The sequence below is a fragment of the Bacillus sp. MAG717A genome, from assembly GCF_036884855.1.
Classification (GTDB): Bacteria; Bacillota; Bacilli; order Bacillales; family Bacillaceae; genus Bacillus; species Bacillus safensis.
Map to the genome: position 1 here is coordinate 2,011,858 of NZ_CP145733.1, position 12,562 is coordinate 2,024,419.

The 12,562-nt window shown below is 41.5% G+C and carries 13 protein-coding genes; 10 read left to right on the forward strand and 3 right to left on the reverse strand.

Features of this window, described 5'->3' with window-relative positions; translation table 11 throughout:
* The first annotated feature begins 2 nt into the window (after nt 1–2).
* From V6Z54_RS10205 to V6Z54_RS10215, 3 genes are all read left to right on the forward strand, one after another.
* Nucleotides 3–197: a PspC domain-containing protein gene (locus tag V6Z54_RS10205; RefSeq protein WP_024423578.1), complete on the forward strand. Its 195-nt coding sequence runs from the start codon at nt 3–5 to the stop codon at nt 195–197.
* Nucleotides 198–584, forward strand: coding sequence for a phage holin family protein (locus V6Z54_RS10210; protein ID WP_024423577.1), 387 nt, complete (start codon nt 198–200; stop codon nt 582–584). It abuts the gene before it with no gap.
* 94 nt (nt 585–678) lie between these two features.
* Nucleotides 679–4,533, forward strand: a complete 3,855-nt coding sequence (locus V6Z54_RS10215; RefSeq protein WP_338527287.1) for a metallophosphoesterase — start codon at nt 679–681, stop codon at nt 4,531–4,533.
* A gap of 30 nt (nt 4,534–4,563) precedes the next feature.
* Here V6Z54_RS10215 and V6Z54_RS10220 read toward each other — a convergent pair whose 3' ends face one another.
* Genes V6Z54_RS10220 through nagA form a run of 3 tightly spaced genes read right to left on the reverse strand, consistent with a single transcriptional unit; the run spans nt 4,564 to nt 7,223 of the window.
* A complete protein-coding gene (locus tag V6Z54_RS10220) occupies nt 4,564–5,289 on the reverse strand; it encodes a GntR family transcriptional regulator (RefSeq protein ID WP_041088100.1) in 726 nt (241 codons plus the stop codon).
* An 18-nt stretch (nt 5,290–5,307) separates the two neighbouring features.
* On the reverse strand, nt 5,308–6,033 hold the full coding sequence (gene nagB, locus V6Z54_RS10225) for a glucosamine-6-phosphate deaminase (RefSeq protein ID WP_041088102.1): 726 nt from the start codon (nt 6,031–6,033) through the stop codon (nt 5,308–5,310).
* Entirely contained in the window at nt 6,033–7,223 is a 1,191-nt protein-coding gene (nagA, locus tag V6Z54_RS10230; protein ID WP_338527288.1) for an N-acetylglucosamine-6-phosphate deacetylase, read from the reverse strand. The genes nagB and nagA overlap by 1 nt, the downstream gene beginning before the upstream one ends.
* 177 nt (nt 7,224–7,400) lie before the next feature.
* Here nagA and hprK point away from each other — a divergent pair, with 177 nt between their 5' ends.
* From hprK to V6Z54_RS10265, 7 genes are all read left to right on the forward strand, one after another.
* Entirely contained in the window at nt 7,401–8,333 is a 933-nt protein-coding gene (gene hprK, locus V6Z54_RS10235; protein WP_024423572.1) for an HPr(Ser) kinase/phosphatase, read from the forward strand.
* A gap of 11 nt (nt 8,334–8,344) precedes the next feature.
* Nucleotides 8,345–9,169 carry a prolipoprotein diacylglyceryl transferase gene (lgt, locus tag V6Z54_RS10240; protein ID WP_041088106.1) on the forward strand — a complete coding sequence of 275 codons (825 nt, stop codon included), beginning with the start codon at nt 8,345–8,347 and terminating at the stop codon, nt 9,167–9,169.
* A gap of 19 nt (nt 9,170–9,188) precedes the next feature.
* Nucleotides 9,189–10,133 (forward strand): nucleoside recognition domain-containing protein, encoded by a 945-nt coding sequence (locus V6Z54_RS10245; RefSeq protein WP_041088107.1) that lies wholly within the window; start codon nt 9,189–9,191, stop codon nt 10,131–10,133.
* The gene (gene ppaX / locus V6Z54_RS10250) at nt 10,130–10,780 is read left to right on the forward strand and encodes a pyrophosphatase PpaX (RefSeq protein WP_041088108.1); all 651 of its coding nucleotides are present in this window, start codon (nt 10,130–10,132) and stop codon (nt 10,778–10,780) included. Before V6Z54_RS10245 ends, ppaX begins: the two co-directional genes overlap by 4 nt.
* A gap of 1 nt (nt 10,781) precedes the next feature.
* A complete protein-coding gene (locus V6Z54_RS10255) occupies nt 10,782–11,300 on the forward strand; it encodes an acyltransferase (protein WP_024423568.1) in 519 nt (172 codons plus the stop codon).
* A 69-nt stretch (nt 11,301–11,369) separates the two neighbouring features.
* The gene (locus V6Z54_RS10260) at nt 11,370–11,798 is read left to right on the forward strand and encodes an Rrf2 family transcriptional regulator (protein WP_024423567.1); all 429 of its coding nucleotides are present in this window, start codon (nt 11,370–11,372) and stop codon (nt 11,796–11,798) included.
* 87 nt (nt 11,799–11,885) lie between these two features.
* Nucleotides 11,886–12,527 (forward strand): NAD(P)-dependent oxidoreductase, encoded by a 642-nt coding sequence (locus V6Z54_RS10265; protein ID WP_073978939.1) that lies wholly within the window; start codon nt 11,886–11,888, stop codon nt 12,525–12,527.
* Nucleotides 12,528–12,562 lie beyond the last annotated feature (35 nt).

Here is a 12,562-nt window from a genome sequence, read left to right on the forward strand (position 1 = left end):
ACATGAAGAAACTTTATCGTTCAGCAACAGATAAAAAAATAGCGGGTGTTGTTGGTGGACTTGCGGAATATTTAAGTGTGGATGCATCCCTGCTTCGCATTTTAACCGTCATCATCGGATTTTTGACAGCATTTATGCCGATCTTCCTGATCTACTTCATCTGGTATTTTGTTGTTCCGGAAGAAGGCACTAAATAAATGCTTAGATGGATCGTCAGTATTTTAGTAAATGCATTACTTTTAATCGTCATTGCTGGATATTTTGATTCGGGTATTCTGCCTGGACTCGGGAGCGTGTATATTGAAGGTTTTGGCGCAGCCATTGTGGCAAGTATCATTTTGTCCTTGCTCAACATTTTAGTGAAGCCGTTTTTGATCATTTTAACGCTTCCAGTGACCGTCCTTTCACTAGGATTGTTCTTATTTGTCATCAATGCCATTACACTCATGATGACATCGAGCTTTATGGGAGATAGCTTTAACATTGATGGATTCGGAACGGCCATTTGGATGGCTGTCATTTTGTCCATTTTCCATCTGTTGATACAAAAAGGAATTGTAGAGCCGTTAGCGAAAAAAAGCTAACGGTTTTTTTGTGCAATTTTGCATCGTTTCTTCATTCCATCTGACATAAAAACCACCTTCAGGAGACACAATATCCGAAGGGAGGCGGTGCAAGATGGTGAATGTGAGCAGACAAATCATGCTTTTCTGTTTTTTTATCATTCTTTTTTGTTTCAGTCAGCCTGCTTCAGCAGGGCCTTTTCTTCAAAAAGAAGTGAATGTACCGGACAAGCCTTTTTCTCCTTTTATCTTTGACCAATTTCATGTGGACGTCCGCCCGGTTCTAGGAAAAAGTCATGATCTACAGTTTCGTGCGTCCATTAGTGACCAAGAACAGATTTTGTCTGCGAACTTGTATTATAAACAAAGTGATGAACTGGGGTACCGCTTGATTCCAATGGAACGGCTGCCAGGGATGAAGCCAGAATTTACAGCGAAAATTCCACCAGATCAATTATGGAATCCAACCGTTCGTTACTATACAGAGTTCCTTACGCAAAAATCAGTAATCAAAACGGCAGAGAAATCGGTTCATTTAAATGGATTTGAAGAAGATATTTCACATATTCCGGACTTATTCATCACAGAAATTGTCGTCAATTCAAAAAATCGAAAAGGCAAAGATGCTTTCGAGTTTATCGAAGTGTATAACACGACACATGCGCCTATCTCTCTTAAACATTATCAGCTCCGCTACCGCAATCCTGCACAGGGCATTGAAATGGATGATGTATATTCCTTTCACGCAAATCCAGTCACCATTTCACCTGGAAAACCTTATGTATTCTGGCTGAGAAAAAAAGGGCAGGAGCATTTAACTGCAGCGGACTTTAATGCCATGTACAAAAGCCAATTAAAAGAGGGCGAGCATCTATCCATTATCGAGAGCAAAGGGCTGTCCAACTCTAAATCACGTCTTGTTTCGATCACAACAAATATAGGTGAAGAGATTTCTTCTGCCGCATTTCGTTTGAAGCCATCATGGTTTAGCGAGCATAAATCCTTGCTGTTTAAGTATCCGATGGATGGTACGACACAGATGAAGCTAATTTCGAAAATTGAGGAAGAACCCACGCCAGGTAAAGTGCTAAAAGCACAAATTCCATCCGAGAAAAAGGAAATTTCTCAAGATATCCATAAACCTGTGATTGAAGATATGACGATAAGGAAACCGGTGAAACCAACTGAAAGCGTAGAGATTAAAGCAGGTGTCCAAGATGATCAGGCCGTGAAAACCGTCAAGCTGCGCTATCGAACGAATCGAAAAGATGCGTTCAAGGAAATACTGCTGCAAAAAGACCATAATGACCGGTTATTTCATCATATTATTTATTCACCTGAGTTGATTGGGAAGGACCAATTGGAATATCAGCTTAAAGCGTCAGACGGCGAAAATGAAGCGAAGACGTTGAAAAGAACGATTGATGTGGAGCAGGTCAGCAAAGCCCACGGTCTCCGATTCAATGTAGAAGAGGGAGATACGGTTTCAGGGTTATTTTCATTAAAGGCAACGTCTGATCAGAAAAAAAGCATCGAATTACGGATAGATGGAAACCGGAATCAGCAAGTATCCTCTGCCCTTGAAGCAGATCCATATATCGCATTTGATGTCAAAGGAACAAATTTATATTTTAAAAATGGTGTATCTATAGGTAAGCGTTTACTTTCTATTTTTGATGATTCGACAAAAGTGTATCGTACCTATACAATGCCAATACCAGAAGAAGAGATAAAAAAGGTAGGTCTCCAAACGATTTCATTCCACGCTGGCACAAAGTCTTCTCCGATAGACCGGCTGCCTGGAGAGAATCATGATGATTTTGAATTGAAAAACGTCAGGATGATCTTATCGAATGGAACACAAATTCAGCCAATCAATGCGAAGCCGCAAAAAGAATGGAGGATGGGAGACAGCGGGAACGCAAAAAAGGTTAGAACATTTCAATTTGAGATTCCAAAAGAGGCTTATGTTTCAACCTATATGAAGTGGAACACAAGAAGGCTGAAAGAGGGGACGCACTTAATTGAGGCCAAAACCTCAGAAGAGCATGTTTCAGTACATGTGAAAGTTGATAACACTGGGCCGAGAATTAAGACCAACGTACAAGCAAAGGATCAATATAAAGGCGCCTTTACATTAAAAGCAAAGGTAACAGATCGTTGGAGTGATATAGAGGAGTTGAAGGCATATGTAGATGGTAAACCAGTTTCTTTGCCATATCAGACGTCCTCTAGTGAATTAAAGCCTGGGAAGCACACGTTTACGATCAAAGCAAAAGACGCTGCTGGGAACATGTCGACGTTGAAAAAAGAGTTCAAGACGGTACATGAGCATCCAGAAACACCAGAACGGGTGGCAGATAAGACGAAAATGAAATCATCAAAACAAATTGTGCTAACCAAGGATCCAACGAATGATAAGTTAGATTACTCTTTTTATCGTGCCTATCAATATACATCGCTTCATCCTTCAATGAAGATTTTTAAGTATGCAGCAGAGACAGAGCCGCCAAAGAGTTTTCTTCAAAAAGGAGAAATGATTTTTTCTGATCAAGAAAGGAACCGCATTGCATTTGTTGATGGGAAAGCAGTTGAAACGAAGGATTTACAGCGTTTTCCTTATCATCGTTTTCAAATTAAGGTTCATCATGATGTACGTGAAAAGGATGTCGTCGAAGCTGTATGGAAAGGGAGTTCATTGTCAGGGAGAAAGGTGACAATGTATGCATGGAATCACCAGCAGGAAAAGTGGGATAAAATCACTCATCACTTTGCCAAGGATCAAAAGGAGTTTTACCTGAAAGGGCTGCTGTCAGTGAGACAGTACATGAAGAATCAAACGTTTGATTTGCTAGTACAGGATGAAATCAGCAAATCACAAAAGCCATATAAGATGGTATGGATGTCTGACACCCAATATTATGCAAAGAGCTATCCACATATCTTTAAACAAATGGTCGAATGGATCAGAGATCAGAGGGAAAAATTAAACATTCAGTATGTGTTCCATACAGGCGATATTGTGGATGATTCAAAGGATAAGCAATGGCACCGTGCTGATACATTTATGCGTATATTAGATGAGAATCAAATTCCATATGGTGTTTTAGCAGGAAATCATGATGTTAGGCACAAGGACGGTTTATATGCGGAATACGGGAAATATTTCGGGGAAAAACGCTTTGCTGATAAGCCTTACTATGGTGAATCCTATCGAAACAATAAGGGTCATTATGATCTTATCTCTGCCGGCGGCAATGATTATATGATGGTGTACATGGGCTGGGGGATTAAGCAAGATGAAATTGATTGGCTAAACCGTGTTATTTCTGAGCATCCAGATCGTATTGTCATTTTAAATTTCCATGAGTATTTGTTAGTGAGCGGCAATCGAAGCCCGATTGGCGATCTCATCTTCCATCAAGTGGTGAAACGCCATCCTAATATTGTGGCAGTATTTAGCGGTCACTACCATGGAGCAAGCAGGAAAGTGGATGAGCTTGATGATGATCATGATGGAAAAGTAGACAGGAAAGTATATCAAATACTCGCCGATTATCAGTCAGGACCTGAAGGTGGTCAAGGGTTTATGAGGGTGATAACAGCCGATCAACAAAAAAATCAGCTTCATTTTACGACATATTCACCTTACTTGAATAAAGAGCATTTTTACGATCCTAAAACGTATGGAGATCAGGATGAATTTTCAATCGATGTAGATTTGACACCGAAAATGAAATCTGTCAAAACCAATTATTTTGAACTCAATGTGTATACGAATGTTCTTCTAGGAGAAGCGCGCGGCGTAAAAAGCGGCAAAAAAGCAAGCTTTGAGTGGAAAGGCTTAAAGCCAAATGAAGATTATTATTGGTACACTGTAGCAAAAGATCGTTTTCAAGGAAAAGCCATTTCACCAATATGGAAAATTCATACAAAAGATGATGGCGAAACAAAATTTCTTAGGAAATAAAAAAACAGTGCTCCGTGTCAGGGGCACTGTTTATCTTTCCATTGTATGAATAAGCTTGTAACGATCTCCTCTATAAACGGAAACAACATACTCAAATGGAATGTCTTGTTGAAAAAAAGTCGTTCTTGTTATGGACAGCACAGGGTCTCCTGCTAGAATAGACAGCAAGTGTGCTTCTTCCTTTGAGGCAACATTGGCTTCAAGCTCCTGTTTGGCATGAGCAATAACATGGCCAGTGTGAGTTTCTATATATTCATATAAAGAGCCAGTTAAATGTTCCTTTGTTAAATCTCCTGCAAATCTTTCAGGTATATAGCTCGTTTCAATCGCCATCGGTTCATCATTTGCAAGGCGTATCCGTTTTAGTTCAAATACAGCGTCACTATTAGACAGCTGTAAGACTGGCAGCAAGTGCTCTGGACATGAGGTTTTTTTGAAGTCAATCAGCTGGCTTGATGCTTTGAGCCCTCGCTGGTGCATATCCTCTGAAAAGCTTGTTAAGCCTTGAAGCGGCTGTTCAAATTTTTTCCGGCTAACAAAGGTGCCTTTTCCTTTTTGTCGATACAAATATCCTTCGTTCACAAGATTAGATAAGGCTTGTCTGACAGTCATTCGACTAATACCAAAGCGTTCGGCATATTCTCTTTCCGAAGGAATGAGTGTATCAGGTGCTAATGTTCCATCCTCAATCTGTTTTTTCAGGTTCTCCATAATCTGATGGTACATCGGAATAGGTGACTGCTTATCAATAAACATGTGAAAATCCTCTCGTTTTTAGCGTAGTGATCCAGCTTCTCGATCAATCAAAACCGTCACATCTTCATGAAGTTTCAGTGCAGATGCTGGGAAGTCTGGATGAATCTCTGCCTGTTCTAAGTATTGTATCACTTTCGCTTTTGATTTTCCCGAAGCAAGAAGGAGAATCTTTTTACTTGAAAGAATGCTCGCAATTCCCATTGTGATCGCATGTGTAGGTACCTCATCAATAGAAGAAAAGTATCTTGCGTTAGCCTGTCTCGTGTTTTCATCTAATTGCACGACATGAGTCTTTGAGTTGAAAGGGGTACCGGGTTCGTTAAAACCGATATGTCCATTTTGACCGATTCCAAGGAGCTGAAGATCGATGCCGCCTACATCCTCAATGAGCTGGTCATATCTTAAGCATTCCTTTTCTAAATGAGCTGCATTGCCATTAGGAAGAAAATACTGGCCCTGAGGGAGATCAATATGGTCAAATAAATGACGTTTCATGTAGGTCATATAACTATTTTCGTGTCCTGGATCAAGTCCTGCATATTCATCTAAATTGATTGTTGTTGTTTGCATGAAAGACAATTGATGCGCTTGATGAAGTTGAATTAACTCTTTGTAAGTTTCAATAGGTGTACCGCCCGTTGCTAGGCCAAGTACGGCATCGGGTTTAGCAGCTATTGCATGTGCAATAATGTCGGCTGCTTCTTTTCCTAATTGGTCCTTGCTTTCAAATTCGATGATGTTCATTAGTGGTTGACCTCCTTTTTTTCAAAGACGATTTGTCCACGGCAGATCGTCATCATCAGTTCACCAGATTCATCCCAAATCACCAAATCTGCTAGTTTTCCAACTTCGATGGAACCGAGCTGTTGATCAAGTCCCAGCTGGGCGGCTGCATTGGTTGAGGTCATCTTCGCAATCTCTGTCCACTCACAATTTGTGAGCTGTTTCATCCGTTTGACGCCATCTTTCATTTGCAAAATCGATCCTGCAAGTGTACCATCTTCCAGCAATGCTTTTTCGCCGCTGACTGTGACCGTCTGACCGCCAAATTCGTACGATCCATTACCGAGCCCTTTTGCACGCATCGAGTCTGTGATCATGATTAAACGATCACTTCCTTTTGCCAAATACGCAAGCTTAATGGAAAGAGGATGGGAGTGAATCCCATCTGTGATTAGCTCGGTAAAAAGGTTCTCATTCGTAAGAGCAGCACCTACAGCGTTCGGTTCACGATGCTGAAACGAACTCAGAGCATTATAAAGGTGCGTTACATGGCGTGCACCATGCTTAGCTGCTAAATTTATCATGTCATGATGGGCATTCGTATGTCCAATAGAAGGAATCATGTTCTTTTCCTGTAACAGGGAAAGAAAAGCAAAATCTGTGTCTTCCTCAGGCGCAAACGTGACAATTCGAATGAGTTGATCAGAAGCATCCAGCCATTTTTTAAAAAGCGGAATATCGGGCTGTTTAATCCATTGAACAGGCTGTGCCCCTGCCTTATCTTTAGAAATAAATGGACCTTCTAGATGGATTCCTAGACATTGCGCCTGACTTCCTGCTTGTTCTTCATTACTTTGTTTCCACTGAGCGACATTTTTAAGTGCCTGCTCAATCTCATGATGGTTTTGTGTGATGGTTGTCGCTAAAAAACTTGTCGTTCCTTCTGATGGAAGGTTGTCAGCGAGTGTATTCATCGCTTCTTCTGTCGCATCCATCATGTCTGCACCATATCCGCCATGGATGTGAATATCAATCATTCCAGGGAGTAAATAAAAGTTTTCCCGGGAAATATATACTTTTTCATAATTTCCTGTCGGCGGTAATGTTGAAATATAGTCAATCTTGCCATCGCGTAAACCGACAAAACCGTTTTCAATGATCTTTGTCTTTGTCACAATATGAATATTGGAGAGCAATAAAGAACCGCTCATGTTTGAGCCCCCTTATTCGTTATCTTTCATTTAAGTTTACTCTTTTTAAGTATAGTTGTCTATACCAGTTAGGTCGGTGAAACAGGATCAGGATAAAATACTGTTTTGGGTTCATCATTGAAAGTGATAAAATAGAGCTGTATTTCTGAATCGCCTGTGATAAAAGGAGGAAGAAGCGTGCCGAAAGTTCGTACGAAGGACATAATGGAACAATTTCATCTTGAACTGGTAAGTGGGGAAGAAGGGATTAATCGTCCCATTACAATTAGTGATCTTTCCAGACCAGGTATTGAAATGGCTGGTTATTTTACATATTACCCAAAAGAAAGAGTTCAACTTTTAGGGAAAACAGAGCTTTCTTTTTTTGAACAGCTCCCAGAACGCGAACGAAAGCAGAGAATGATGTCTCTTTGTACAGATATTACCCCTGCCATTATTTTGTCAAGAGATCGTGATGTACCGAAGGAATTAATCGAAGCATCAAATGAAAATGGCGTGCCCGTTTTACGATCTAGCCTAAAAACGACAAGACTTTCGAGTCGATTGACCAACTTTTTAGAAAGTAAGCTGGCACCAACGACTGCCATTCATGGCGTGCTCGTAGATGTATATGGTGTAGGTGTATTATTAATTGGGAAAAGCGGAGTAGGAAAAAGTGAAACAGCCTTAGAATTAGTGAAGAGGGGACATCGCCTGGTTGCAGACGATTGCGTGGAAATCCGTCAAGAGGATCAGGATACGTTAGTCGGAAGTGCACCAGAGCTGATTGAACATCTTTTAGAAATCCGCGGGTTAGGCATTATTAATGTGATGACCTTATTTGGAGCAGGCGCTGTCAGAAGCTATAAGAGAATTACGATTGTGATGAACCTTGAGCTTTGGGAACAAGGCAAACAGTATGATCGTTTAGGACTTGAAGAAGAGAAAATGCGTATCATCGATACAGATGTGCCGAAGCTGACAATCCCTGTGCGGCCAGGTCGAAACTTAGCGGTCATCATTGAGGTGGCTGCGATGAACTTCAGGCTGAAACGTATGGGACATAATGCAGCGGAACAATTTACAAGTAAACTTGCCGATGTCATTGAAGACAATGGTCAGGATGAATAGGAGTTGACTATATGAACGAAGCAATTCAGCCAATTGATCCGATCGCTTTTCAGCTCGGACCTATTTCGGTACATTGGTATGGTGTGATTATTGGGGTCGGGGCCTTGCTTGGACTCTGGCTCGCATTGAGAGAATGTGAAAAAAGAGGAATCAATAAAGATCTGTTTATTGATTTAATCTTATTTGCTATTCCAATAGCGATTATTTGTGCGCGAATTTATTATGTATCCTTCGAATGGGATTACTATCAGCAGCATCCAAACGAAATCATCAAGATTTGGAATGGTGGAATTGCGATTCACGGCGGGCTAATCGGTGCCGTGCTGACAGCCATCATTTTTACAAAAGTGAGAAAGATATCCTTTTGGAAAATAGCGGATGTAGCAGCACCTAGTATTTTACTAGGGCAAGCAATTGGACGCTGGGGGAACTTTATTAACCAAGAAGCGCATGGTGAGGCGGTTTCAAGAACCTTTTTAGAAAATTTGCATCTGCCTGAGTTTATCATTAATCAAATGTATATTGATGGTACCTATTATCACCCGACGTTCTTATACGAATCATTATGGAATCTTGTTGGTGTTGTCATATTGATTTTATTACGCAGAACATCGCTGCGCAGAGGCGAAATCTTCTTGTCTTATTTAATTTGGTATTCAATCGGCCGTTTCTTCATAGAAGGGATGAGAACAGACAGCTTAATGCTGACAGAGCACCTTCGAATCGCACAGATGATTTCGATTGCGATATTCGCAGTGGCTGTTCTACTAATTTTCTTTAGAAGAATGAAAGGATACGCCTCGATTCCGTATAAAGAAAACAACTCATCGAATTAAGCAGGGGGGATCAGAAGAGATGAGAGAGACATGGAAAAACGGCTTGAAAGCAGGGCTATCGACAACCTGGACACTTGGCAAAGTCATCTTTCCAGTGACCATTCTCGTCAGTATCTTGCAGCATACGCCTGTCATGGATTGGATCATCCAATTCATTCGACCGTTTATGGGACTGTTTGGTCTTTCGGGAGAAGCAGCGATTCCGCTTGTATTAGGAAATATGCTGAACTTGTATGCGGGGATTGCAGCCATTTTGACATTAGAGCTTCCTGTGAAGGAAGTGTTTATTTTGGCAGTCATGCTGTCCTTTTGCCATAACCTGATCATCGAATCGACAGTGGCAGCAAAGGTTGGACTGAGAGTGTCTGTGATTTTGTTGGTCAGAATTAGTCTTGCTGTTATTTCTGCAATTGTCATTCATCTCGTTTGGCAGGGAGGCGAGGAGCCGGCGCAATATGGACTTTTGAGTGCAGCTCAGGCGGCTGATGTGCCTTCTAGCTGGTACATGATCGTCCTGCTTGCTTTACAAAAAGCTGTACTCGGTGTGCTCCAGCTCGCCTGTATCGTCATCCCGCTCATGATTATTATTCAATTCATGAGAGATTTAGGGTGGCTTCATACGCTCTCTAAGTGGCTGTCACCTTTTACTAGAATGCTTGGAATGAAGGAAAATACGTCTATGACGATGGTGGCTGGATTAACGATTGGTCTGGCGTACGGAGCTGGCGTGATGATGAAGGCAGTGGAAGAGGATGGTGTGAGCAAAAAGGACTTAACCCTTGCTTTTATTTTCCTCGTTGCCTGCCATGCAGTGGTCGAAGATACGCTGATTTTTCTTCCACTGGGTATTCCAGTATGGCCGCTTCTTGTTATCCGCCTGATTTCTGCAATTTTATTGACAGCTGCCATTAGCTATATTTGGCGGAAGCGGGAACTTGCAGCTGTTAGAAAGGAAGCCATATGAACGAATCGACGATCAACACAGTGCTATTTGATTTAGATGGCACATTAATCAATACAAATGAATTAATTATTGCTTCATTTCAGCATACACTGGATCATTATTACCCTGGTCAGTACAGTCGTGAGGATATTCTTCATTTCATTGGTCCGTCTTTGTTTGATACATTCTCTGCGATGGACCCTGATTTGACGGATGATATGATCCAGATGTACCGCACGTTTAATCATGAGCAGCATGATCTGCTTGTGACTGAATATGAGACCGTTTTAGACACATTGAAAGTCCTGCAGGATCGAGGATTTAAGCTCGGTATTGTCACAACGAAGATACGGGATACGGTTTTAATGGGATTGAAGCTGACCGGTTTAGAGCCGTTCTTTGAGGTCATTGTGACGCTCGATGATGTGCAAAATGAGAAGCCGCATCCAGAGCCTGTTCAGCTGGCATTATCAAAGCTTGGCAGTGATCCGCATGAAGCGGTGATGGTCGGTGATAATTATCACGACATTTTGTCTGGTCAAGCGGCAGGGACAAAAACGGCAGGTGTGGCTTGGTCTATTAAGGGAGAAGAGGCCCTTTTAAAGCATCGCCCTGACTTCATGCTGAAGAAAATGAGTGATCTCCTGGCTATTGTTGGAGCTGATTAAGTTGAGAAAAACAGATCGATATCCTGTAAAAGGGGTCAATTCGCTGCGGCAAGTCTATCGGACAGTTCCCTTTTTCAAAGTGGTGAAAAATTTCATTTTTATTCAAATGGCAAGGTACACGCCGTTTATGGGAATGAAAAATTGGATATACCGGACCTTTCTTCGTATGAAGGTCGGAGAGGATACGGCGTTTGCCTTAATGGTGATGGTGGATCTGATGTTTCCTGAGAAAATCACCGTCGGTCGAAATAGTGTAATCGGTTATAACACGACCATCTTATCCCATGAGTATTTGATTAAAGAGTACAGACTTGGGGAAGTCTATATTGGTGATGAAGTCTTAATTGGAGCTAATTCCACTATTTTACCTGGTGTGACCATTGGGGATGGAGCGATCGTATCGGCTGGTACACTTGTTCATAAGGATGTGCCAGCAGGCTCATTTGTTGGAGGAAATCCAATGCGCATGATTTATACGAAGGAAGAAATGGAAGCGCGTCAATCTACGTCTGCTGAGTAGCTCGGCAGACTTTTTTGTTGACAATGTGACATGGTGTAACTATAATGATTACAACAGAGGTGAGAAAACATGAAAATCAGCAGCAGATTTACTGTCGCTGTCCATATTCTGGCCTTGCTATCACTTGAAAAAGGATCTTTACAGACATCGGAGGATATCGCAGGAAGTGTGAATACCAACCCAGTGGTCATCCGCCGTATTATGAGTAAATTAAAAAAAGCAGGCCTAATCTCAACGAGTCTTGGCAAAGGTGGTTCTCAGCTGAACCGCAGTGAAGACGACATCACATTGCTCGATGTGTATAAAGCGGTTGAAGTCGTAGATGAGGGTGAATTGTTTCAAATTCATGAAAGCCCAAATCCTGACTGTCCGATCGGTGCAAATATTCAAGCGGTGCTTGAATTAATTTTATGCCGGGCTCAAAGTGCGATGGAGCAAGTACTTGCTGAGATCAAATTAAGTGAACTAACGCATGTGTTAATCAAAAAAATTGGATGATCTATTCAATTTTTTTTACCTCTATTGTAACCGTATTAGTTACATCTTTCTTTATCAACATAAAACCATATTGCAGGAGGAGTTAACGTGAAAATTGGAATTATTGGCGCAACAGGTAAAGCAGGACAAGAGATTGTGAAAGAGGCTCAATCAAGAGGACATGAAGTTACGGCAATCGTCCGTGATGCACAAAAGGTGACTGATTCATCACTAGCTGTACTTGAGAAGGATGTGTTTCACTTGCAAGCAGAAGACATCAAAGGCTTTGATGTGATTGTGAATGCATTTGGCGCACCTGCTGGAAGGGAGCATCTTCACGTAGAAGCTGGGAAAAAGCTGATCGATATTTTAAAAGAGGCACCTGAGACTCGTTTAATTGTTGTGGGCGGAGCAGGAAGTCTATTTGTAGATGAGGCGAAAACAACAAGACTTGTGGACACACCAGAATTTCCTAAAGAATATGTTGCTACGGCTTCACAGCAAGGAGAAAACCTAAAAGATCTTCAACAGTCAGAGGGATTAAAATGGACATTCCTCAGCCCTGCTGCATTCTTTAATCCAGCTGGCAAACGTACGGGTTCTTATGTGAAAGGGAAAGACAATCTAATTGTCAATTCTAAAGGTGACAGCTATGTAAGCTATGCTGACTACGCCATTGCACTGGTTGATGAAGTGGAGCAGGCAGCCCATGTTGGAGAACGTTTTACCGTTGTATCTGAAGCTGAATAAGCGGTTTCATGGCAGCCTGTAAATGATAAATGGGG

Coding starts and splice junctions, on each gene's coding strand:
- V6Z54_RS10245 (WP_041088107.1), top strand. CDS start 9,189: ATGAGAGAGACATGGAAAAACGGCTTGAAAGCAGGGCTATCGACAACC.
- lgt (WP_041088106.1), top strand. CDS start 8,345: ATGAACGAAGCAATTCAGCCAATTGATCCGATCGCTTTTCAGCTCGGA.
- V6Z54_RS10220 (WP_041088100.1), bottom strand. CDS start 5,289: ATGTTTATTGATAAGCAGTCACCTATTCCGATGTACCATCAGATTATG.
- nagA (WP_338527288.1), bottom strand. CDS start 7,223: ATGAGCGGTTCTTTATTGCTCTCCAATATTCATATTGTGACAAAGACA.
- V6Z54_RS10215 (WP_338527287.1), top strand. CDS start 679: ATGGTGAATGTGAGCAGACAAATCATGCTTTTCTGTTTTTTTATCATT.
- V6Z54_RS10205 (WP_024423578.1), top strand. CDS start 3: ATGAAGAAACTTTATCGTTCAGCAACAGATAAAAAAATAGCGGGTGTT.
- nagB (WP_041088102.1), bottom strand. CDS start 6,033: ATGAACATCATCGAATTTGAAAGCAAGGACCAATTAGGAAAAGAAGCA.
- V6Z54_RS10210 (WP_024423577.1), top strand. CDS start 198: ATGCTTAGATGGATCGTCAGTATTTTAGTAAATGCATTACTTTTAATC.
- ppaX (WP_041088108.1), top strand. CDS start 10,130: ATGAACGAATCGACGATCAACACAGTGCTATTTGATTTAGATGGCACA.
- V6Z54_RS10260 (WP_024423567.1), top strand. CDS start 11,370: ATGAAAATCAGCAGCAGATTTACTGTCGCTGTCCATATTCTGGCCTTG.